Origin of the sequence: Burkholderia sp. AU17457, assembly GCF_002223255.1 — a bacterium.
Lineage (GTDB): Bacteria > Pseudomonadota > Gammaproteobacteria > Burkholderiales > Burkholderiaceae > Burkholderia > Burkholderia sola.
In genome coordinates this window covers 1,809,713-1,830,953 of the sequence record NZ_NKFB01000003.1, presented here as the reverse complement: position 1 = coordinate 1,830,953, position 21,241 = coordinate 1,809,713, and the positions used below count along the sequence as shown (strand labels likewise).

General features: G+C 67.8%; 19 protein-coding genes. 10 read left to right on the top strand and 9 right to left on the bottom strand.

All coding sequences use genetic code 11. From position 1 onward, the window contains the following. Nucleotides 1–52: 52 nt before the first annotated feature. A complete protein-coding gene (aceB, locus tag CFB49_RS11210) occupies nt 53–1,645 on the bottom strand; it encodes a malate synthase A (protein WP_089491475.1) in 1,593 nt (530 codons plus the stop codon). Between the two features lie 68 nt (nt 1,646–1,713). Next, entirely contained in the window at nt 1,714–2,481 is a 768-nt protein-coding gene (locus tag CFB49_RS11205; RefSeq protein WP_089491328.1) for a haloacid dehalogenase type II, read from the bottom strand. A 158-nt stretch (nt 2,482–2,639) separates the two neighbouring features. Between CFB49_RS11205 and CFB49_RS11200 the strand changes: the two genes are divergently transcribed. Both CFB49_RS11200 and CFB49_RS11195 read left to right on the top strand, forming a co-directional pair. After that, the gene (locus tag CFB49_RS11200; protein WP_069617691.1) at nt 2,640–3,545 is read left to right on the top strand and encodes a LysR family transcriptional regulator; all 906 of its coding nucleotides are present in this window, start codon (nt 2,640–2,642) and stop codon (nt 3,543–3,545) included. Between the two features lie 159 nt (nt 3,546–3,704). Then, entirely contained in the window at nt 3,705–4,139 is a 435-nt protein-coding gene (locus CFB49_RS11195; protein WP_050012929.1) for a universal stress protein, read from the top strand. Between the two features lie 193 nt (nt 4,140–4,332). Here CFB49_RS11195 and aceA read toward each other — a convergent pair whose 3' ends face one another. The 3 genes from aceA to CFB49_RS11180 all read right to left on the bottom strand — a co-directional run bounded on the left by aceA (nt 4,333) and on the right by CFB49_RS11180 (nt 8,208). Then, nucleotides 4,333–5,640 (bottom strand): isocitrate lyase, encoded by a 1,308-nt coding sequence (gene aceA, locus CFB49_RS11190; protein WP_069617690.1) that lies wholly within the window; start codon nt 5,638–5,640, stop codon nt 4,333–4,335. 393 nt (nt 5,641–6,033) lie between these two features. Beyond that, a complete protein-coding gene (locus tag CFB49_RS11185) occupies nt 6,034–7,581 on the bottom strand; it encodes a DEAD/DEAH box helicase (RefSeq protein WP_069617689.1) in 1,548 nt (515 codons plus the stop codon). Nucleotides 7,582–7,938: 357 nt separating this feature from the next. Beyond that, a complete protein-coding gene (locus CFB49_RS11180; protein ID WP_069617688.1) occupies nt 7,939–8,208 on the bottom strand; it encodes an acyl-CoA-binding protein in 270 nt (89 codons plus the stop codon). A gap of 147 nt (nt 8,209–8,355) precedes the next feature. On the opposite strand from CFB49_RS11180, the gene tsaB reads away from it, so the two are divergent. From tsaB to CFB49_RS11160, 4 genes are read left to right on the top strand one after another with little or no spacing between them, the layout of a single operon-like run. Beyond that, entirely contained in the window at nt 8,356–9,123 is a 768-nt protein-coding gene (tsaB, locus tag CFB49_RS11175; protein WP_089491327.1) for a tRNA (adenosine(37)-N6)-threonylcarbamoyltransferase complex dimerization subunit type 1 TsaB, read from the top strand. Next, on the top strand, nt 9,120–9,620 hold the full coding sequence (rimI, locus tag CFB49_RS11170) for a ribosomal protein S18-alanine N-acetyltransferase (RefSeq protein WP_069617686.1): 501 nt from the start codon (nt 9,120–9,122) through the stop codon (nt 9,618–9,620). Before tsaB ends, rimI begins: the two co-directional genes overlap by 4 nt. Continuing rightward, nucleotides 9,607–10,647, top strand: a complete 1,041-nt coding sequence (locus CFB49_RS11165; RefSeq protein WP_089491474.1) for a uracil-DNA glycosylase — start codon at nt 9,607–9,609, stop codon at nt 10,645–10,647. The genes rimI and CFB49_RS11165 overlap by 14 nt, the downstream gene beginning before the upstream one ends. Beyond that, nucleotides 10,644–11,609 (top strand): DUF1853 family protein, encoded by a 966-nt coding sequence (locus CFB49_RS11160; protein ID WP_089491326.1) that lies wholly within the window; start codon nt 10,644–10,646, stop codon nt 11,607–11,609. The genes CFB49_RS11165 and CFB49_RS11160 overlap by 4 nt, the downstream gene beginning before the upstream one ends. An 18-nt stretch (nt 11,610–11,627) precedes the next feature. Here CFB49_RS11160 and thiD read toward each other — a convergent pair whose 3' ends face one another. Next, nucleotides 11,628–12,437 carry a bifunctional hydroxymethylpyrimidine kinase/phosphomethylpyrimidine kinase gene (gene thiD, locus CFB49_RS11155; RefSeq protein WP_069617684.1) on the bottom strand — a complete coding sequence of 270 codons (810 nt, stop codon included), beginning with the start codon at nt 12,435–12,437 and terminating at the stop codon, nt 11,628–11,630. Between the two features lie 58 nt (nt 12,438–12,495). Further along, nucleotides 12,496–13,803: a lysophospholipid transporter LplT gene (gene lplT, locus CFB49_RS11150; RefSeq protein WP_089435220.1), complete on the bottom strand. Its 1,308-nt coding sequence runs from the start codon at nt 13,801–13,803 to the stop codon at nt 12,496–12,498. Nucleotides 13,804–14,021: 218 nt separating this feature from the next. On the opposite strand from lplT, the gene alr reads away from it, so the two are divergent. From alr to CFB49_RS11135, 3 genes are all read left to right on the top strand, one after another. After that, complete coding sequence (alr, locus tag CFB49_RS11145; protein ID WP_069617682.1) at nt 14,022–15,092, top strand: alanine racemase; 1,071 nt, start codon at nt 14,022–14,024, stop codon at nt 15,090–15,092. Nucleotides 15,093–15,103: 11 nt separating this feature from the next. Further along, complete coding sequence (gene radA, locus CFB49_RS11140) at nt 15,104–16,480, top strand: DNA repair protein RadA (protein ID WP_069617681.1); 1,377 nt, start codon at nt 15,104–15,106, stop codon at nt 16,478–16,480. Between the two features lie 148 nt (nt 16,481–16,628). Continuing rightward, the gene (locus CFB49_RS11135) at nt 16,629–16,895 is read left to right on the top strand and encodes a DUF2866 domain-containing protein (protein ID WP_050012917.1); all 267 of its coding nucleotides are present in this window, start codon (nt 16,629–16,631) and stop codon (nt 16,893–16,895) included. A gap of 195 nt (nt 16,896–17,090) precedes the next feature. Here CFB49_RS11135 and CFB49_RS11130 read toward each other — a convergent pair whose 3' ends face one another. Further along, entirely contained in the window at nt 17,091–19,022 is a 1,932-nt protein-coding gene (locus CFB49_RS11130; RefSeq protein WP_089491325.1) for an ATP-binding cassette domain-containing protein, read from the bottom strand. 136 nt (nt 19,023–19,158) lie between these two features. Between CFB49_RS11130 and CFB49_RS11125 the strand changes: the two genes are divergently transcribed. Further along, nucleotides 19,159–19,638 (top strand): glutathione peroxidase, encoded by a 480-nt coding sequence (locus CFB49_RS11125; protein ID WP_069617679.1) that lies wholly within the window; start codon nt 19,159–19,161, stop codon nt 19,636–19,638. 57 nt (nt 19,639–19,695) lie between these two features. Here the strand turns inward: CFB49_RS11125 and cls are convergent, their stop codons facing one another. Beyond that, nucleotides 19,696–21,135 carry a cardiolipin synthase gene (gene cls / locus CFB49_RS11120; protein WP_089491324.1) on the bottom strand — a complete coding sequence of 480 codons (1,440 nt, stop codon included), beginning with the start codon at nt 21,133–21,135 and terminating at the stop codon, nt 19,696–19,698. Between the last annotated feature and the right edge of the window lie 106 nt (nt 21,136–21,241).

The window sequence follows — 21,241 nt, the reverse complement described above, 5'->3', positions numbered from 1 at the left end:
ATGCGACCGGCGGCGCGGCGTGGCCGTCCGGCGATCGCACCGGACAGCGTCGTCAGATTTCCTCGTACAGCGGCAGCGTCAGGAATTCGGTGAAGCCTTCCGACGTCGACATCTGCTCGAAGATCGCCGCGGCGCGTTCGTACGGCTGCGTGTTGCCGCCGACCGAGCGCTTGACGTTGTCGAGCTCGATCTTCGCGAATTCGCGCACGAGATCGGCCGTGACCTTGCGGCCGTCGTCGAGCACTCCCTTCGGCGAGCGGATCCATTGCCACACCTGCGAGCGGGAGATCTCGGCCGTCGCCGCGTCTTCCATCAGGTTGTGGATCGGCACGCAGCCGTTGCCGTCGAGCCAAGCGCCGAGGTAGTGGATCCCGACGTTGATGTTGTTGCGCAGCCCGGCTTCGGTGATCGGCGCTTCCGGCTGGAAGTCGAGCAGGTTCTTGCCTTCCACCTGCACGTCGTCGCGCTGCTTCGCGATCTGGTTCGGCTGGTCGCCGAGCACCTTGACGAATTCCTCCATCGCGATCGGCACGAGGCCCGGGTGCGCGACCCAGCCGCCGTCGTAGCCGTCGGTCGCGTCGCGCTGCTTGTCCGAGCGCACGCCGCCCATCGCCTTGTCGTTCGCTTCCGGATCGTTCTTGATCGGAATCAGCGCGCTCATCCCGCCGATCGCCGGCGCGTTGCGCTTGTGGCAGGTCTTCAGCAGCAGCAGCGCGTACGCGCGCATGAACGGCACGGTCATCGTGATCTTGGAACGGTCGGCCAGGCAGAAGTCGCGGTCGTTCTTGAACTTCTTGATCGCCGAGAAGATGTAGTCCCAGCGGCCGGCGTTCAGGCCCGAGCTGTGTTCGCGCAGTTCGTACAGGATCTCGTCCATCTCGAACGCGGCGAGGATCGTCTCGATCAGCACCGTCGCGCGGATCGTGCCGCGCGGCACGCCGACCGCTTCCTGGGCCGCGACGAAGATGTCGTTCCACAGGCGCGCCTCGAGATGACTTTCCATCTTCGGCAGGTAGAAGTACGGGCCCGAGCCGCGCGCGATCAGTTCCTTCGCGTTGTGGAACAGGAACAGCGCGAAATCGAAGATGCCGCCGGACACGCGCTGGCCGTCGACCGTCACGTGCTTCTCGTCGAGGTGCCAGCCGCGCGGACGCACGATCAGCGTCGCGACCTTGTCGTTCAGCCGGTACGACTTGCCGTTCTGCTCGAGCGAGATCGTGCGGCGCACCGCGTCCTTCAGGTTGATCTGGCCGTCGATCTGGTTCGTCCAGCTCGGCGCGTTCGAATCCTCGAAATCCGTCATGTACGAATCGGCGCCCGAGTTCAGCGCGTTGATGATCATCTTGCGCTCGACCGGGCCCGTGATCTCGACGCGGCGGCATTGCAGATCGGCCGGCAGCGGCGCGACCTTCCAGTCGCCTTCGCGGATCGCCTTCGTCTCGGCCAGGAAATCGGGGCGCTCGCCCGCGTCGAGGCGTTTCGTGCGCTCGACGCGCGCCTGCAGCAGCGTCTGGCGGCGCGATTCGAACGTGCGATGCAGCGACGCAACGAGTTCCAGCGCGTCGGGCGTCAGGATCGCTTCGTAACCCGGCTTGATTTCGCCGGTGATCGTCATGCCTTGCGGCAGCGTGATCGGGGTGCTCATGAGTCTCATCTCCTTGGTCGGTCAGTTGCGGTTTCGGTGAAAGGGGAAGGCGGCAGCGCTGCGAAACGTCATGCACCCGGGCCGGGGCGCGTGCGGTTTGCGGGTCTGCCGGACGGAGCCGGGGTGGGTGCGGCGAGGAACGCGAGGAGGTCGACCATGCCGGTGCCCGTGCCGTCGGGCGGCGCGCCGAGTTCCTCGGCGGGGGCGCCCGTGCGGTTGAGCCAGAACGTCGTGTAGCCGAACCAGGTGGCGCCCGCGACGTCCCACGCGTTCGACGACACGAACACGATGTCGCGCGGGTTCGCCCCGAACGCGGCGGTGCCGAGCGCATAGGCGGCCGGGCTCGGCTTGTACGCGCGCACGGTGTCGGCCGACAGCACGCGATCAAACAGCCCGGACATGCCCGCGCTCTTGATCGCGATGTCGAGCATCTGCGGGGTGCCGTTCGACAGGATCGCGAGCGGCGGGCGCGGGTCGAGCGCGCGCAGCTTGCGCAATGCGGGCAGCGTGTCGGGATAGGTGGACAGGCACGCGTATTCGTCCATCAGCCGTTTCTCGGCCGCGCTGTTCAGCGCGAGCCCGAGCCGGCGCGCGGCGAACCGCAGCGCATCGAGCGTGATGTCCCGGAACGGGCGGTAGTGCGTGCCGGCCGGATCGGCAAGCGTGCGCAACTGCGAATATTCGATCTGCTTGCGTCGCCACAGCTGCGACAACCGTTCCCCATGACCGGGAAACATCTGCTCAGCCACGGCCAGCACGGCACGCACGTCGAACAACGTGCCGAATGCGTCGAAGAGAATGGCGTTGGGAGAGGAGAGTGTCGTTGTGGCCGACATAGCCTTGCGCTCCGGTTTCAGAGGTCGGGTCGATTCTATTCGTGATAGGAGGTGCTAAAAAAGACGCTAAACGTCACTTGATCTTTTACTTTCATATACCTAATCTTGTGCGGCTCAAGTTATTTGAAGGGCGGCGATGCCGTCCTCCCGACGGAGTCATGGACCGGTTCAAACAGATCGAAACGTTCGCCGCGGTCGCGGCCAAAGGCAGCCTGTCGGCGGCCGCGCATGCGGAAGGCGTCGCGCCGGCGATCATCGGCCGCCGCCTCGACGCGCTCGAGGAGCGGCTCGGCGTGAAGCTGTTGGTGCGCACGACGCGCAAGCTCACGCTGACGTTCGAGGGGTCGGCGTTCCTCGAGGATTGTCAGCGCATCATCAACGAGATGCAGAACGCGGAAGCGAGCGTGTCCGCCGGCGGCGTCAAGGCGAGCGGCCATCTGCGGATCTCCGCGCCCGCCGGCTTCGGCCGGCGGCACGTCGCGCCGCTCGTGCCCGAATTCAGCGGCGCGCATCCGGACGTGTCGGTCACGCTCGACCTGTCCGACCGGATGGTCGACCTCGTCAACGAGGGGTTCGATTGCGCGGTGCGGCTCGGCGAGCTGCCCGATTCGTCGCTCGTGTCGCTGAAGCTCGGCGAGAACCGCCGCGTGTGCGTCGCGTCGCCCGCGTATCTCGCGCGGCGCGGCACGCCGGCCACGCTCGCGGAACTGGCGCGGCACAACTGCCTCGCGCTCGCGGCCAATGCAAACCAGCAGCGCGGCTGGGCGTTCCAGGAAGGCGACAAGGTCGTGTCGATCCGCGTAAACGGCACGATGGAATGCTCGGACGGCGCGGTGCTGCACGAGTGGTGCCTCGCAGGGCATGGCCTCGCATGGCGCTCGTGGTGGGAAGTCGGCGAGGACATCGCGGCCGGCCGGCTCGTCAGCGTGCTCGACGCCTTCGCTGCGCCGCCGATCGGCATTCACGCGGTGTTTCCGCAGCGCCGGCACCTGCCGCTGCGCGTGCGCCTGTTTCTCGATTACCTGAAGCACACGTACGAGCGGCCCGGCTATTGGGGCGAGTAGGTGCTGCGCGTCCGCGTGTTTCCGATATGAGGGCGAACCCGCTGACGGTGCGGCTTGCGCGGTTTCACCCACTACAATCGTAAGAGGCATGCACGCCGTGTCGCGGCCGGTTCGGCCGGAGCCGGGGCGCGCGGCGTGCGATTGACGAAGGAGGGCGCGATGTTCCGGCACATCCTCGTTCCAACCGACGGTTCCGAACTGTCGCAAAAGGCGATCGACGGCGCGATCGACCTGGCGCGCGCGGTCGGCGCGCAGGTCACGGCCTACGCGTGCCTGCCGCAATACCCGTACTCGCCGTTTTCCGAAGTGATCATCGAGCCGCCCGCCGATTTCCGCGCGCGCAGCGAGCGCGAGGCGCGGGCGCATCTCGACGAGGTGGAAGCGGCGGCGAAGGCGGCCGGGGTCGCGTGCGATACGTGGACGAGCGTGCATCCGTCGCCGTATCTCGGCATCATCGAGGCGGCCGAACGCGGCGGGTGCGACGTGATCTTCATGGCGTCCCACGGACGCCGCGGGCTCGGCAGCCTGCTGATCGGCAGCGAGACGCAGCGCGTGCTGACCCATACGAAAATTCCGGTGATCGTCTATCGGTAGGGCAGCGCCGGCCGTGGCCGGGCCAGGCTGCGCCGCAGAAAAAGGGCGCGCCGGACGAAGCCGGCGCGCGGCGTTGCTGGCGGCCCGCAGGCCGCGCGGCCGGTCGCGCGATGGGACTCGCGCGCCTGCCGTCTCCTCCCTGATTGTTGTTCCGGTGGCCGATGCCGCGGCATCGGCGTCACGCTTGGGCGAGTTACGCGACCTTCTTGCCGTCGAAGAACTGTTCGTCCTCTGTCGAGCCGTGCAGCGCGGTCGTCGATGCTTCGCGTTCGACCGTCTGCGTCACCGCGTCGAAGTAGCCCGTGCCGACCTCGCGCTGGTGCTTGACTGCCGTGAAGCCCTTGTCGGCCGCCGCGAACTCGGCCTGCTGCAGTTCGACGAACGCGCTCATCTGCGTGCGGGCATAGCCGTGCGCGAGGTTGAACATCGAGTAGTTCAGCGCATGGAAGCCGGCCAGCGTGATGAACTGGAATTTGTAGCCCATCGCGCCGAGTTCCTTCTGGAACTTCGCGATCGTCGCGTCGTCGAGGTTCTTCTTCCAGTTGAACGACGGCGAGCAGTTGTACGACAGCAGCTTGCCCGGGAACTGCTTGTGGATCGCTTCCGCGAACTTCTTCGCGTACTCGAGATCGGGCTTGCCCGTTTCGCACCAGATCAGGTCCGCGTACGGCGCGTACGCGAGGCCGCGCGAAATCGCCTGTTCGAGGCCCGGCTTGGTGCGGAAGAAGCCTTCCACCGTGCGCTCGCCGGTGAGGAACGGCTTGTCGTTGTCGTCGACGTCGGACGTGATCAGGTCGGCCGCTTCCGCGTCGGTGCGGGCCACCAGCACGGTCGGCGTGCCCATCACATCGGCCGCGAGGCGCGCGGCCGACAGCTTCGCGACGGCTTCGCGCGTCGGCACGAGCACCTTGCCACCCATGTGGCCGCACTTCTTCACCGACGCGAGCTGGTCTTCGAAGTGGACGCCCGACGCGCCGGCCTCGATCATCGCCTTCATCAGCTCGAACGCGTTGAGCACGCCGCCGAATCCGGCTTCCGCATCGGCGACGATCGGCGCGAAGAAATCGACGTAGCCTTCGTCGCCCGGGTTCTTGCCTTCCGACCACTGGATCTGGTCGGCGCGCGTGAGCGTGTTGTTGATGCGCTTGACGACGAGCGGCACCGAGTTCGCCGGGTACAGCGACTGGTCCGGGTACATTTCGCCCGCGACGTTCGCGTCGCCGGCCACTTGCCAGCCGGACAGGTAGATGGCCTTCAGACCGGCCTTCACCTGCTGCATCGCCTGGTTGCCGGTCAGCGCGCCGAGTGCGTTGACGAACGGCTCGTTGTTGATGAGGCTCCACAGTTTTTCCGCGCCGCGCTTGGCCAGCGTGTGCTCGATCGGGATCGAGCCGCGCAGGCGGACCACGTCCTCAGCCGAGTAGTTGCGCTTGATGCCCTTCCAGCGCGGATCGGTTTCCCATTGCTGCTGCAGTTCCTGTGCCTGTTGCTGACGCGACATGATGAGCTCCTTGATGCGATGTATGCGTGACGGGCCGAATCTGGCGGTGACGATGCGGTTCGCGAGGCGGGGAAGTGATGCGTTCCGGTTCGCGAAGTCTTGTATAAGAGTCTAGGCAAATCGGTGGGAGCGAAACAGGGGCTGTCTTGGGAAGCGTGGATTTTTTTAGTTGTTTTTAATCAATGGGTTGCCATTTCCATTTCGAGATAAGAAATGCGTTTTTCTATCCCGCAATCGCACGGGTTGTGCCGTGCAGCATGATTTTTTACGACGCAAAAAAATTTTCCGCATCGTGAAATTGACGCGAGGCGAAAAAAAAACCGGCGCGGATGCGCCGGTTGGCTGGATGGGCATAGCCGATCCGCGGGGCGGCCGAGGGCCGCCCGTGTGTGCTTACGATGCCGAGTTGCTGCGGCGCGGGCCGCCGCTGCGCTGGCCGTCGCGACGCGGGCCGCCGTCGCGGCTGCCGCCCGGTTTGCCGCTCCAGCCGCCGCCATTGCCGCCGCCGTAGCTGCGACCGTTGCCGCTGCCGTTGCCGCCATAACCGCCGCCCGGCTTGCCGCCGAAACGACGACCGCCGTTGCCGCCGCCCGGACGACCGCGGCCGCCGGTGCCGCCGTTACGCGGAGGCGACTTGCGCGGCTCGAAACCTTCGACCACGTTGACCGGCAGCGGCGAGCGCACGAAGCGCTCGATACGCTTGAGCGCGCCTTGCTCGGCGTGGTGCACGAGGCTCACCGCGGTGCCCGAACGGCCCGCGCGACCGGTACGGCCGATACGGTGCACGTAGTCTTCCGCGAACTTCGGCAGGTCGTAGTTGAACACGTGCGTGATGCCCGGGATGTCGATGCCGCGTGCCGCGACGTCGGTCGCAACCAGCACGCGCACACGGCGCTCGCGCAGCGCGCGGATCGTGCGGTTACGCGCGCCCTGCGGCAGGTCGCCGTGCAGCGCGGCCGACTCGAAGCCTGCGTCGGCGAGGCGGCCGGCGAGCTGGTCGGCGTCGATCTTGGTCGCCGTGAAGATGATCGCCTGGTCGAGCGCGTCGTCGCGCAGCAGGTGATCGAGCAGGCGATCCTTGTGATCGCGGTCGTCGACGTAGTGAACCGTCTGCGCGATGTTCGTGCGCGACTCGAGGCGCTGCTGGATCTCGATGCGTTCCGGGTCCTTCAGCAGGCGGCTCGTCAGCGAACCGATCTTGCCGTCGAGCGTGGCGGAGAACAGCATCGTCTGGCGCGATTCCGGCGTGGCGGCGACGATCGTTTCGATGTCTTCGATGAAGCCCATGTCGAGCATGCGGTCGGCTTCGTCGAGCACGAGCATCTTCAGTTCGGACAGGTCGATACGGCCGCGCTCGAGGTGATCGAGCAGGCGGCCCGGCGTGGCAACCAGGATTTCCGGGTTCTTCGCGAGCAGCATCAGCTGCTGGCCGTAGGCGACACCGCCGAGGATGCTGACCGTGCGCAGGCGCTTCAGGTGCTTGCCGTACGTCGATGCGGCCGTCGTGACCTGCATCGCGAGTTCACGGGTCGGCGTCAGCACGAGCAGGCCCGGGCGCGCGACGGGTTGCGGGCGGCGCGCGCGGCGGTCGCCCTGGTTCGGGTCGCGCGGCGCGCGCGGCTGCTGCGCCTGCGTCTTCTGGAGCTGCGCGAAACGTTCGATCGCGGGCAGCATGAATGCGGCGGTCTTGCCCGAACCGGTCGGGCTCGACACCAGCAGGTCGCGGCCGGCGATGCCGGCCGGAATCGCGCGCTGCTGGACCGGCGTCGGCTTCACGTAGCCGGCGGCCTGCAGCGCGGAGACGATCTCCGGCGACAACCCGAGCGACGCGAAGCTCGGCTCGTCCGACGCCGGTTCGACCGCGGCCGGTGCGGCGGCGTCGAGACCGAGCGCCTGGTCGGCGATCGCGTTGAGCGGGCTGGAGTTGATGCTCGAAGTCATAACAATCCTTGAAACACAGTGGGTGAAACGTCGGCGCCAATCGCGCATACCCAAGTCGTCGGATTCAGCGAGCAAATCGGGAAACGGGTGCAATCCGCCGAACCGTCGGCGGATGAGGCATTAGAAGCTGTTTTGGGTGCGGCGCGCTTCAGGAGCGGGGCCGCCAGCCTAGTTGACGACCGCAAGGGTCGAAGCAGGAGGGGACAGGTTCTAAACCGGATTGGAGCTTAACGCTACGAGGCGTCGGGCCGGAACGGCTTGCGAGCCGAGCGCGGGAGGTGACGCAGGCCGCATTATAAAGAAATTTGCTGCGCTGCGCCACTGATTTGATTGCCTATTGCGATGACGGCGATCCGGTCAGGACGCCGTGCCGTTTTTCAGCGATTCGACGAGTTCGATGTACTGCTGCTTCGCCGCATCCTGCGGCGTGCCCTTCAGCGCTTCCCACGCATCGTACTTGTATTTGCCGACGATGTCGGTGAAGCCCGGCTTGTCGCCGTGCGCGTCGCCGTCGGTCGCCTGCTTGAAAAGCGCGTACAGGCGCAGCAGGGTCAGGTTGCCCGGCCGTTCCGTCAGTTGCTTGACGTCGATCTGGGCTTGGTCGAATTGGGCGGTGAGTTCGCTCATCGGGTGTCTCCGTAAGGGTTTCAGATCGGCCGATCTTAACAAGCGGACCGTCGCGCCGGGTCGAGCGATCCTTCCAAACCGCCGCCCGCGCCGCACGTGCGCACAGATCGGGCCCGATTGCCCGTGGGAGCGGGGCGGCGCATTACAATGTCGGCCATGACGCAAACAGTGCTCCTCGCCATCGACACGTCGACCGAATACTGCTCGGTCGCGCTGCTGCGCTCGGCCCCGGCCGATGACGCCGTTTCCACTCCGCAAACCTGGGTCCGTCACGAGCTGACGGGCGCCGTGTCGAGCACGCGCGTGCTGCCGGCGATCCAGGAACTCTTCGCCGAATCCGGGCTGACGCTCGCCGACTGCGACGCGATCGCGTTCGGCGCGGGCCCCGGCTCGTTTACGGGCCTGCGTACCGCGACGGGCATTACCCAGGGCCTCGCGTTCGGGGGCGGGCTGCCGGTCGTGCCGATCGGCACGCTGCTCGCGTGCGCGGAGCACGCGCGGCTGCGCGCGCCCGGCACGGCCCGCGTGCTCGCCGCGCTCGACGCGCGGATGGATGAAGCCTATTGGGCGGATTTCGAATGGGACGACAGCGTCGGCGAATGGCGCACGCTGCATCCGGCGTCGCTCGACGCACCGGGCGCCGTCGGCGTACCCGACGCGCCGTTCACGCTCGCCGGCAACGCGGCCGCGGCGTTCGGCGCGCAATTGCCGGCTGCCGCGCGGGCCGCCGCGATCGACGGCGATGCGCTGCCGCATGCGCTGGCGGTCGCGCATGCCGCGCTGCGGGCGTTCCGCGCGGGGCGGGCGGTGCCGGCCGACCAGGCCGCGCCCGAATACGTGCGCGACAAGGTCGCGCAGACCACGGCCGAGCGCCTCGCCGCCCGGGCCGCGCAGACGGGCGGAGCGAAGGAATGACGGGCGTGCTGCTGAGCGACCGCTATCTGGCGCCGATGACGGACGCCGATCTCGACGAGGTCGTCGCGATCGAGCAAGTCGCGTACGAATTCCCGTGGAGCCGTGGCAATTTCGAGGATTCGCTGCGTAACGGCTATCTCGGCGTGTGCCTGCGGCACGTGACGGGCTCGCTCGTCGGCTATTGCGTGCTGATGCCCGTGATCGACGAGATGCATCTGCTGAACCTGTGCGTCGCGCCGGCCGCGCAGCATGCGGGCGCGGGCCTCGCGCTGCTGCGCGAGGCGGTGCGTATTTCGCGCGCGGAGCGGCTCGACGGCGTGCTGCTCGAGGTGCGGCCGTCCAACCCGCGCGCGATCCATCTGTACGAGCGCTTCGGCTTCGTGACGATCGGCCGGCGCAAGAACTACTATCCGGCGAAGCATCGCAGCCGGGAAGACGCGATCGTGATGCGTCTGACGCTGAACAAGGACGAGGGGGATGCGCATGGCGTGGGCTGAAGCGGCGCTCGAGGAACTGGGCCTCGCGCAGATCTGGGTGCGGCGCGGGCAGCGCGCGGACGAAGGCGCGGCAGCCGACGCGCCTGCGGTCGCGCACACCGCCGCGACCGATGACGGTTCCGCCGTCGCGGCCGATCGGCCGGTGCGTGCAGCGCGTACACCGGTGCAGGACGATGCGCTGGCGGCCGTCGCGCGTGGCGCGGCCGGCGCCTCGGCGGCTCGCGAGTCGGCGGTGTCGGCGGTGTCGGCGCAGGGTGTCGACGAGGGCGATCGCCGGGCTGCGCGAGCTGTATCGGCCGCATCGCCCGATACGATGCCACCGAAGGATGATGCGCCGGCTGCAGCGGACGACGATTTCGCCTGGTTCGACGCGGCGCCGCCGGCCGAGTCCGCGCCCGTGCCGCTCACCGAATCGCGCCCCGCCGGCACGCCGGTCGCCGCGCTCGACTGGGATGCGCTGGCCGCGCGCGTGGCCGACTGCACGCTGTGCCGTCTGTGCGAGAAGCGGACCAACACCGTGTTCGGCGTCGGCGACCGCGAAGCGGACTGGATGCTGATCGGCGAAGCGCCGGGCGAGAACGAGGACAAGCAGGGCGAGCCGTTCGTCGGCCAGGCCGGCAAGCTGCTCGACAACATGCTGCAGTCGTTGTCGCTCAAGCGCGGCGACAACGTGTATATCGCGAACGTGATCAAGTGCCGGCCGCCCGGCAACCGCAACCCGGAGCCGGACGAGGTCGCAAGCTGCGAGCCGTATCTGCAGCGCCAGGTCGCGCTCGTGAAGCCGAAGCTGATCGTCGCGCTCGGCCGTTTTGCCGCGCAGACGCTGCTGAAGACGGATGCGAGCATCGCGTCGCTGCGTGGCCGCGTGCATGCGTACGAGGGCGTGCCGGTGATCGTCACCTACCACCCGGCCTACCTGTTGCGCAGCCTTCAGGACAAGTCGAAGGCGTGGGCCGACCTGTGCCTCGCGCGCGACACGTTCAAGCGCGCGGACGGCGCCGACGCGAACGGTCCGGCCGGGTCATGACGACCGGTGCGGCGTGCGCGTTCGTCGATACGCTGCATGACGCCGCGGTGCGCGATCTGGGCTGGCTGCTGGCCAGCCCGAGCCTGCTCACCGCGGTGCCGGGCGCGCCGCTCGCGCGCCCATGGCCGGATGCGGCGGGCCAGGCGGCCGTCGAAGCCTGGCTCGCCGCGCTCGATGCGCAGCCCGGGCCGCTGCATCGCGCGCTCGACGGGTGTCGGCCCACCCGGCTCGGCCGCTACGCCGAATGCCTGCTCGAATACTTCCTGACGCACGGGCCGTCGCTGCGGCTCGTCGCGGCCAATCTCCCCTTGCGCAGCAACGGCCGCACGCTTGGCGAGGTCGATTTTCTCGTCGATGCACCGGACGGCCGGCGCCTGCACTGGGAACTCGCGGTGAAGTGTTATCTGTGCGCGCCGGTCAGCGACGGCGCGTCGCTCGCCGACTTCGTCGGCCCCAATCTCGTCGACCGGTTCGACCGCAAGCGCAGCCGGCTGCTCGACCATCAGTTGCGGCTCGGCGAACACGACGGCTTTGCCCGGCTCGGCTACGGCGCGCCGTCCGACGCGCAGATGTTCATCAAGGGCTGGCTGTTCCATCCGCACGGTGCGCCGGTGCCACCGGTGTCCGCCGAAATCGCGCCGGATCACCCGCGCGGGTTCTGGCTGACGCATGCACAGTGGCCGGCGTGGGCGGCCGCGCAGCGTGACGGCGCGGCATGGAGCGTATTGCCGCGGCTGGCGTGGCTGGCACCGCGACGTGTCGCCGCCGGCGCGGGGTTCGCGCCCGAGCCGCTGGCGAGCGCACCGGAACTGCCGCCCGTACTGGCGACGCGCCAGACGCCCGACCTGATCGGCATCCATGAAAAGGGCGGCGATGGCACGTGGCGCGAGACGGCGCGCGGTTTCGTCGTGCCCGACGACTGGCCGGCGCGCGCGCAGGCGTTCGCCGCGCAGGATCGCTGACGTCGCGTCAGCGGCCGCTCACCACCAGCGATGAAAGTGATGGACCGGGCCGACGCCGTGACCGACGTCGAGGTGGCCGCTCGCGGCGATCGCGCCGGTCAGGTAGGTCTTTGCCTCGCGTACCGCGCTTTCCAGATCGGGGTGCTGCGGCAGCAGCGCGGCGATCGCCGACGACAGCGTGCAGCCGGTGCCGTGCGTGTTGCTGACCGGCACGCGCGCGCCGTCGAGCCGCACCGTGCGGGTCGCTTCGACGAGCCAGTCGGGGCTCGCGGACGCGTCGGGCAGGTGGCCGCCCTTCATCAGCACGGCGCGCGCGCCCGTCTGCAGCAGCGCCTGGCCTTGCCGGACCATGTCGTCTTCGGTGGTGGCGGGCGCAACGTTCAGCAGCGCGGCCGCTTCGGGCAGGTTCGGCGTGACGACCGTCGCGAGCGGCAGCAGCGTGTCGCGCAGCGCGGCGACGGCATCGGGTGCGAGCAGCGCGTGCGAACTCTTCGAGATCATCACCGTGTCGAGCACGACGAAGCGCGGCGCGTAACGGCGCAGCGCGTCGGCCACCGCCTGCACGATCGCCGCGTTCGCGAGCATCCCGATCTTGACCGCGTCGATGCGGATGTCGTCGAACACCGCGTCGAGTTGCGCGGTCACGAACGCGGCGTCCGGCGCATGCACGCCCGTCACGCCGCGCGTGTTCTGCGCGGTCAGCGCGGTGATCACGCTCGCGCCATACGCGCCGAGCGCGGAAAACGTCTTCAGGTCGGCCTGGATGCCTGCGCCGCCGCCCGAATCGGAGCCGGCGATCGTCAGGAGGTTGGGTATCGGGTGCGTCATGAGGGCAACGCGCCGGTTCGAGGGCCGGCGCCGGCGGACGAAAACGAAAAGTGTAGCGTCAGTGCCGCGATTCGCCGATCAGCGCGACCGAGTCGAACTGACGCTGGTTCGCCTGGTGGCGGCGCATCACGAGCCACATGGTCAGGCAGACGAACGTGCCGAACAGCACGATCACGACGCCGACCGGCACGTCGAGCCACACGAGCACCGCATACAGGCACAGCATCACGAGCACCGACAGGTTCTCGTTGAAGTTCTGCACCGCGATCGAATGGCCGGCCGACAGCAGCACGTGGCCGCGATGCTGCAGCAGCGCGTTCATCGGCACGACGAAGTAGCCGGACAGCGCGCCGACGCCGATCAGGAAGATGTACGCGACGATCAGGTAGAACGGCAGGCGCAGATGGCCGAAATGCACGGCCCAGTGCGACGGGAACAGGTCGCGCGTGTAGAACGCCATCAGCATCACCGCGATGCCCATGACGATGCCGACGGGCAGCACGGTCAGCGACTTCTTCAGCGGAATGCGGGCGGCCGCGGCGATCGCGCCGGCCGCGACGCCGACCGCGACCACGGCCTGCAGGATCGCGCCTTCGGACAGCGACATGTTGAGCGACACCTCGGCCCACTTCAGCACGATGAACTGCAGCGTCGCGCCCGCGCCCCAGAACAGCGTGGTGACCGCGAGCGAGATCTGGCCGAGCTTGTCGCGCCAGAGCACCATGAAGCAGTCGGCGAAATCGGTGAGCAGCTTGACCGGGCCGCGTTCCTGCTTCGGATAGCGGGCGCCCGTGTCGGGAATGCGCAGGTTGAACAGTGCGGCGACCACGTAGATCGCCATGATGATCGCCATCGCGGCTTCGGCGGGCGTGCCGATCCAGGCAGGGGTGTGCGCGATCACGTGCGCCGCGATGTGCGGGCTGATCAGCGCGCCGCCGAGCACGGTGCCGAGGATGATCGAGCTGACGGTCGTGCCTTCGATCCAGCCGTTCGCGGCGACCAGCCGGTCGGCCGGCAGCAGCTCGGTGAGAATCCCGTATTTGGCGGGCGAGTAGGCCGCCGCGCCGAACCCGACGATCCCGTACGCGATCAGCGGATGGGCGCCGAACAGCATGATCAGGCAGCCGACCACCTTGATCGAGTTGGTGATGAACATCACGCGGCCCTTCGGACGCGAATCCGCGAACGCACCGACATACGCCGCCAACACCACATACGACAACACGAAGAACAGCTTCAGCAGCGGTGTCATCCAGTTGGGGGCGTGGAGGTCTTTCAGCAGGGCGATGGCGGCGATGAGAAGCGCATTGTCGGCCAGCGACGAGAAAAACTGCGCGGCCATGATGGTGTAAAAACCTTTTTTCATCTGATGCGATGCTTTCGTCGCTGCGGCAGGGCCGCGTAGGCCGCCTGGTATGCGATCGGCTTATTCCGTTCGAAATGGGTTGTGCGCACGGCTTTATAACATGAAAATACGCGAATTCGGACTAGCAAGATTCCCCGATCGTTCCGCAAATTGTCGGCTTCGGTGCTCAAAAGGCGCGGTAAGCTGATGATTCGCAAGCGTCTTTACGTAAATTTCCCATGCCGCGCCCGATCTCCGCCACCATCCACACCGCCGCTCTCGCGAACAATCTCTCCGTCGTCCGCCGCTTTGCCGGCCCGTCCAAGGTCTGGGCGGTCGTCAAGGCCAACGCGTACGGCCACGGTCTCGCCCGTGCGTTTCCGGGCCTGCGCGGTACCGACGGCTTCGGCCTGCTCGACCTCGACGAGGCCGTGAAGCTGCGCGAGCTCGGCTGGGCCGGCCCGATCCTGCTGCTCGAAGGTTTCTTCCGCTCGACCGACATCGACGTGATCGACCGCTACAGCCTGACCACGACCGTCCACAACGACGAGCAGATGCGGATGCTGGAAACGGCGCGGCTGTCGAAGCCCGTCAACGTGCAGCTCAAGATGAACAGCGGGATGAACCGGCTCGGCTACATGCCGGAAAAATACCGTGCCGCGTGGGAGCGCGCCCGCGCATGCCCCGGCATCGGCCAGATCACGTTGATGACCCATTTTTCGGACGCGGACAACGAGCGCGGCGTCGCCGAGCAGCTCGCGACGTTCGAGCGCGGCGCGGAAAACATCGCCGGCGCGCGCAGTCTCGCGAATTCGGCGGCCGTGCTGTGGCATCCGGATACGCACTTCGACTGGGTGCGGCCGGGGATCGTGCTGTATGGGGCGTCGCCGTCCGGGCTGTCGTCCGATATCGCCGACACGGGGTTGAAGCCCGCGATGACGCTTTCGTCCGAGCTGATCGCGGTGCAGACGATCGGGAAGGGGCAGGCGATCGGCTATGGCTCGACGTTTTCGGCGCAGGCGCCGATGCGGATCGGCGTCGTCGCGTGCGGCTACGCGGACGGCTATCCGCGCGTGGCGCCGGAAGGCACGCCCGTGATCGTCGACGGCATTCGCACGCGGATCGTCGGTCGCGTGTCGATGGACATGATCACCGTGGACCTGACGCCGTGCCCGCAGGCCGGCGTCGGCGCGCGCGTCGAGCTGTGGGGCAACGCGCTGCCGATCGACGACGTCGCGCGCCATTGCGGGACGATCGGCTACGAGTTGATGTGCGCGGTCGCTGCCCGCGTGCCGGTGCGAGCGGAATAAGGGCGTCGCGCGTGGCCAAGCAGAAAACCGTTTACGTCTGCAGCGAGTGCGGCGGACAGACCCCGAAGTGGCAGGGCCAGTGCCCGTCGTGCCAGGCGTGGAACACGCTCGTCGAATCGGTCGCCGAGTCGCCGGCCGCCCATCGGTTCCAGTCGCTCGCGAAGCGGGCGCCGGTCCAGCGTCTCGCCGACATCGAGGCCGCCGACGTACCGCGCTTCTCGACCGGCATCGGCGAATTCGACCGCGTGCTGGGCGGCGGGCTCGTCCCTGGCGGCGTCGTGCTGATCGGCGGCGACCCGGGCATCGGCAAGTCGACGCTGCTGCTGCAGTCGCTCGCGGATATCGCGAACGCGCGGCGCGCGCTCTATATCAGCGGCGAGGAATCGGCCGCGCAGATCGCGTTGCGCGCGCAACGGCTCGCGCTGCTCGACGGCGGCGCGCCGGCGGCCGAACTGAAGCTGCTTGCCGAGATCCAGCTCGAGAAGATCCAGGCCGCGATCGACGCGGAGCGGCCGGACGTGGCCGTCATCGACTCGATCCAGACCGTCTATTCCGAAGCACTGACGTCGGCGCCGGGCTCGGTCGCGCAGGTGCGCGAGTGCGCGGCGCAGCTCACGCGCATCGCGAAACAGTCGGGCACCGCGATCATCATGGTCGGCCACGTGACGAAGGAGGGCAACCTGGCCGGCCCGCGCGTGCTCGAGCACATCGTCGACACGGTGCTGTACTTCGAGGGCGACACGCATTCGTCGTTCCGGCTGGTGCGCGCGTTCAAGAACCGCTTCGGCGCGGTCAACGAACTCGGCGTGTTCGCGATGACCGAGCGCGGGCTGCGCGGCGTGGCCAATCCGTCCGCGCTGTTCCTGTCGCAGCACGAGCAGGTCGTGCCCGGTTCGTGCGTGCTCGTTACGCAGGAAGGCACGCGCCCGCTGCTCGTCGAAATCCAGGCGCTCGTGGATACGGCCCACGTGCCGAACCCGCGCCGGCTTGCGGTCGGCCTCGAACAGAACCGGCTCGCGATGCTGCTCGCGGTGCTGCACCGCCACGCGGGCATCGCGGCCTTCGACCAGGACGTGTTCCTGAACGCGGTGGGCGGCGTGAAGATCACCGAGCCGGCCGCCGACCTCGCGGTGCTGCTCGCGATTCACTCGTCGATGCGCAACAAGGCGCTGCCGAAAGGGCTGATCGTGTTCGGCGAAGTGGGGCTGGCCGGTGAAATCCGGCCGTCCCCGCGCGGGCAGGAACGGCTGCGCGAGGCGGCGAAGCTCGGCTTCACGTCCGCGCTGATCCCGAAGGCGAATGCGCCGAAACAGCCAATCGAAGGGCTGAACGTGATGGCCGTCGAGCGGCTCGAGCAGGCGATCGACCGCGTGCGCGATCTTGAATGAGCGGCCCGGCGCGCGCACGGGCCGTGCGTCGCCGGGCGATCTGTCGCGTAATTCGCTGTAAAGAATATGTAGGCTGATGTAACCCGCCGGACATCGCTTTTCCCTATCCTTTGCCGGATTGTCGAACCGCGCAATGCGAAGGGAACCTATGTTGAAATCGTATGGGGAAGCGCCTGGCGGACGCCTTTACAACCTGCGCGGCTGCCGCGTGTCGGAGCCGATTCGCCAGCCGTGGGGCGGCGGATGCCGGATCGTCGAGTGGATCGACGAAGAGGGGCGCCTGGCGCGCAAGGTCGTGTCCGAGGATGTGACGGAAGCGGAAGTCGCCGCGGCGATCCGCCGGCCGACCGAAGGGCGCCGGTACCTGATGGATGACGACGAACAGATGCCGCGCGATACGCTGCCGCGCCGCTGACAGGATGGCGCGGCGGGCATACGGGCCGGCCGACGCAGCCACGTCGAACGCAGCCGAGACAACGAGGCCGGGCCAGGGTGCCCGGCCTCGTCGTTTCCGGGGCCGCAGCGGCCGGGCGGGTTCGTGGGGTGTCAGCACCCCACGCGCTGCGCCGCCGATGACGCGCTCGTCGGCTGACGGCGCCGATGGTCGCGTTCAGCCGATCTGCTCGAGTTCTTCCTGCACGGCGAGCCAGTCCGCCTCGGCCGTCTCGAGCCGGGTCGTGACCTCGCCGAGCTTGCGGATCGCGTCGGTCAGTTCCGTCTTGCGCGCGGCTTCGTAGCTGGCCGGATCGGCGACGAACGCGTCGAGGCGCGCCTTCTCCGCGTGCAGCGCTTCCATTTCCTTTTCGAGCTTCGTGATGCGATTCTGCAGCGGTTTCTTCAATTGCGACAACCGCTGGCGCTCTTCGGCCGCCTGGCGCTTCTGGTCCTTGCGGTTGACGCCCGGATCGGCGCCCGCGGCTGCCGCGCTGTCGGCCTTCGCGGCCGCGCGCTGCTCGGCCGCATGCTGCAGCAGCCAGTCGCGGTAGTCGTCGAGGTCGCCGTCGAACGGCTGCAGCCGGTGCTTCGCGACGAGCATGAACTGGTCGGTCGTCGCGCGCAGCAGGTGGCGGTCGTGCGACACGAGGATCAGCGTGCCCTCGAATTGCGCGAGCGCCATCGTCAGCGCATGGCGCGTTTCGAGGTCGAGGTGGTTCGTCGGTTCGTCGAGCAGCAGCAGGTTCGGCTTCTGCCAGATGATCAGCGCCAGCGCGAGCCGTGCCTTTTCGCCGCCCGAGAACGGCCCGACCGGGCTGGTCGCCATGTCGCCCGAGAAATTGAAGCCGCCGAGGAAGTCGCGCAATTCCTGTTCGCGCGTGTCGGGCGCGAGCCGCGCCAGATGCGCGAGCGGCGAATCGTCTTCGCGCAGCGTTTCGAGCTGGTGCTGCGCGAAATAGCCGATCGTCAGCCCCTTGCCGTCGCGGACGTGCCCCGACAGCGGCGCGAGCGTGCCGGCCAGCGTCTTGATCAGCGTCGACTTGCCCTGACCGTTCGCGCCGAGCAGGCCGATGCGCTGGCCGTTCTGGATCGATAGCGCGACGCGCTCGACGATCGGGATGTCCGTTCCGTCGTCGGCGTGGTAGCCGCAGCGGACGTCTTCCATCACCATCATCGGGTTCGGCGCGGCATCGGGCGTGCGGAATTCGAACGTGAACGGCGACGCGATGTGCGCGGGCGCGATCAGCTCCATCTTCTCGAGCGCCTTCATCCGGCTTTGCGCCTGCTTGGCCTTGGTCGCCTTGGCCTTGAAGCGGTCGACGAAGCTCTGCAGGTGCTCGATCGTCTTCTGCTGCTTTTCGTACGCGCTTTGCTGCAGCGCCAGTTGCTGCGCGCGCAGCACTTCGAACTGCGAGTAGTTGCCGCCGTAGCGCTTCACCTGGCGGTTTTCCAGATGCAGCGTGACGTTGCAGATCGAATCGAGGAATTCGCGGTCGTGTGAAATCACGACGAGCGTGCCGGGGTAGCGGTGCAGCCAGTCTTCGAGCCACACGATCGCGTCGAGGTCGAGGTGGTTCGTCGGTTCGTCGAGCAGCAGCAGATCGGAGCGGCACATCAGCGCCTGCGCGAGGTTCAGGCGCATGCGCCAGCCGCCGGAGAAGCTCGCGACGGATTCGCGCGTTTGCGCGAGCGTGAAGCCGAGGCCGAGCAGCAGCGCTTCGGCGCGGGCCGGCGCGGTGTAGCCGTCGGCGTCGGCGAACGCCGCGTGCGCGTCGCCTTCGGCGGCGCCGTCATGCGCGGCCGACGCGGCGGCGATGCGGGCCTCGATCTCGCGCAGCGCGGTATCGCCGTCGAGCGTGTAGTCGAGCGCGGAACGATCGACCGCGGGCGTTTCCTGCGACACGTGGGCGATCCGCCACGACGGCGGCATCGAGAAATCGCCTCCGTCGGAATGCAGCTCGCCGCGCAGGACGGAAAACAGCGTCGACTTGCCGGCGCCGTTCGCGCCGATCAGGCCGGCTTTCTCGCCGGGATTGAGCACGAACGAGGTCGACTCGAACAGCGGCTTGGTGCCGCGCGCAAGGCTGAACTGATTGAAACGGATCACGGCGGAAATGACTGGCCAAAACCGCTATTCTAGACCGCGCGCCGATCCCGCCGGGCATCGGCCGTTCGGCGGATGCCGCAACGGCGCAATTTCGCCTAGACTCGACGTCGATCCGGTTTCGTAAAAGGAGTGCCCGATGTCCACCCTGTATTCGTTCAGCGCAGAGACGCTCGCCGGTGCGCCGGTATCGCTCGACGCGTATCGCGGCAAGGTGCTGCTGATCGTCAATACCGCGAGCGAGTGCGGTTTCACGCCGCAGTACGCGGGTCTGCAGAAGCTGTACGACCAGTACGCGGCGCGCGGCTTCTTCGTGCTCGGCTTCCCGTGCAACCAGTTCGGCAAGCAGGAGCCGGGCGACGCCGAGCAGATCGGTGCGTTCTGCGAACGCAACTACGGCGTCACGTTCCCGATGTTCGCGAAGATCGACGTGAAAGGCGACCATGCGCATCCGCTGTATCGCTACCTGACCGACGAGGCGCCCGGCATTCTCGGCCTCAAGGCGATCAAGTGGAATTTCACGAAATTCCTGATCGACCGCGACGGGCGCATCGTCAAGCGCTACGCGCCATCCACCAAGCCCGACGAAATCGCGGCGGACATCGACAAGCTGCTGTGACGGCGCGGCGTGCGCAGCGCCGGTGCGGATCGTGCGGGACGGTGGTCGGCGCGGCCGTTACAGGATCGGCGCGAACAGCCGTGCGACGTGCATCGCGATGCGCCGCCAGGCGGGCGACTGCCGGTATTCGTCCGCGTCGACCTCGTACGCCTGCGCGAAGTCGGCGTCGAGCATCGTCTCGACCTCGTCGGCGAATGCCGGATCGACGGTCAGCACCATGACCTCGAAATTGAGGCGGAACGAACGGTTGTCGAGATTCGCGCTGCCGATCGCCGCCGCGATGCGGTCGATCAGCACGACCTTCTGGTGCAGGAAACCGGGCCGGTAGCGGAACACCTTCACGCCCGCATCGACGAGGTCGCGCGCATAAAGCTTCGACGCCTCGAATACGACGTAGTGGTCGCGCCGGCTCGGAATCAGGATGCGCACGTCGACGCCGCGCATCACGGCGAGCTTCAGCGCGGAGACCACGGCTTCGTCGGGAACGAGGTACGGCGTGGTGATCCAGACCCGCTCGCGGGCTGCATTGATCGATTCGGCGAAGAACAGCGAGCCCGTTTCCTGCTTGTCGGCGGGTCCCATCGGCACCGCGAGGCAATGCATGCCGTCGCCGGGCTGCGCGGGCGGCGGCAGCGCGATGGGCGGCAGCTTCTGCGTCGCCCAGTGCCAGTCTTCGGCGAACACGTACTGGATGCTCGCCACGACGGGGCCGCGTATCTCGATGTGGGTGTCGCGCCATGGCGACAGGCGCGGATTCGCGCCGAGATATTCGACGCCGACGTTATGGCCGCCGACGAACGCGCAATTGCCGTCGACGACGACGATCTTGCGATGGTTGCGGAAGTTCAGCTGGAAGCGGTTGACGAATTGCCGGTTGGTCGCGAACGGATGAACCTCGACGCCGCCGCGGCGCAATGCGTCGACGTAGCTGTGCGGCAGGTCGAAGCTGCCGATGCTGTCGTACAGCACGCAGCAGCGTACGCCGGCGGCCACGCGTGCGAGCAGCGAGTCGCGCAGCATCCGGCCGAGCGCATCGTCGCGCACGATGAAGAACTGGACGAGCACGTAGTCGCGCGCGGCGTCGATCGCCGACAGGATGGCCGAGAACGTCGCGTCGCCGTTCACGAGCGTGCGTACCGAATTGCCGCCGAGGAACGGCATGCCGCCGAGCCGCGTGAGCGCGAGCACGGCAGCCTGTCCCAGCGCGTCGGCGGCCGGCCCGTCGGTCGCGTCGGTCGCGCGCCACGGCGAACGCGGTGTGTGCGTGCGCAACATTTCGAGCTCGTGGCGCCGGGCGTCGACGTAGCCGGAGAATTTGCTGCGGCCGAGGAACAGATACGGAACGAGCGTCAGGTACGGCATGGCCGTGAGCGAGACGGCCCACGCGATCGCGCCTTGCGACGTGCGCGTGTTCATGATTGCGTGGCATGCCGCGACGATCCCGAGCACGTGGATGGTCAGGATCAGGGTACCGAGATGTAGCCAGTCGAGGGTCATGGGCGCGTAAAGGACTTCCGAGCGGACTCCCGAGCGGACTTCCGAGCGCGCTCGCGAGGGAGTTCCGGAGAACGTGCGGCCAGGCGGCCGCCTACGCGCATCTTAC

Coding starts and splice junctions, on each gene's coding strand:
- alr (WP_069617682.1), top strand. CDS start 14,022: ATGCCGCGCCCGATCTCCGCCACCATCCACACCGCCGCTCTCGCGAAC.
- CFB49_RS11180 (WP_069617688.1), bottom strand. CDS start 8,208: ATGAGCGAACTCACCGCCCAATTCGACCAAGCCCAGATCGACGTCAAG.
- CFB49_RS11195 (WP_050012929.1), top strand. CDS start 3,705: ATGTTCCGGCACATCCTCGTTCCAACCGACGGTTCCGAACTGTCGCAA.
- lplT (WP_089435220.1), bottom strand. CDS start 13,803: ATGAAAAAAGGTTTTTACACCATCATGGCCGCGCAGTTTTTCTCGTCG.
- aceA (WP_069617690.1), bottom strand. CDS start 5,640: ATGTCGCGTCAGCAACAGGCACAGGAACTGCAGCAGCAATGGGAAACC.
- CFB49_RS11135 (WP_050012917.1), top strand. CDS start 16,629: ATGTTGAAATCGTATGGGGAAGCGCCTGGCGGACGCCTTTACAACCTG.
- CFB49_RS11200 (WP_069617691.1), top strand. CDS start 2,640: ATGGACCGGTTCAAACAGATCGAAACGTTCGCCGCGGTCGCGGCCAAA.
- cls (WP_089491324.1), bottom strand. CDS start 21,135: ATGACCCTCGACTGGCTACATCTCGGTACCCTGATCCTGACCATCCAC.
- CFB49_RS11205 (WP_089491328.1), bottom strand. CDS start 2,481: ATGTCGGCCACAACGACACTCTCCTCTCCCAACGCCATTCTCTTCGAC.
- thiD (WP_069617684.1), bottom strand. CDS start 12,437: ATGACGCACCCGATACCCAACCTCCTGACGATCGCCGGCTCCGATTCG.
- tsaB (WP_089491327.1), top strand. CDS start 8,356: ATGTCGGCCATGACGCAAACAGTGCTCCTCGCCATCGACACGTCGACC.
- CFB49_RS11185 (WP_069617689.1), bottom strand. CDS start 7,581: ATGACTTCGAGCATCAACTCCAGCCCGCTCAACGCGATCGCCGACCAG.
- CFB49_RS11165 (WP_089491474.1), top strand. CDS start 9,607: ATGGCGTGGGCTGAAGCGGCGCTCGAGGAACTGGGCCTCGCGCAGATC.
- rimI (WP_069617686.1), top strand. CDS start 9,120: ATGACGGGCGTGCTGCTGAGCGACCGCTATCTGGCGCCGATGACGGAC.
- CFB49_RS11160 (WP_089491326.1), top strand. CDS start 10,644: ATGACGACCGGTGCGGCGTGCGCGTTCGTCGATACGCTGCATGACGCC.
- CFB49_RS11125 (WP_069617679.1), top strand. CDS start 19,159: ATGTCCACCCTGTATTCGTTCAGCGCAGAGACGCTCGCCGGTGCGCCG.
- aceB (WP_089491475.1), bottom strand. CDS start 1,645: ATGAGCACCCCGATCACGCTGCCGCAAGGCATGACGATCACCGGCGAA.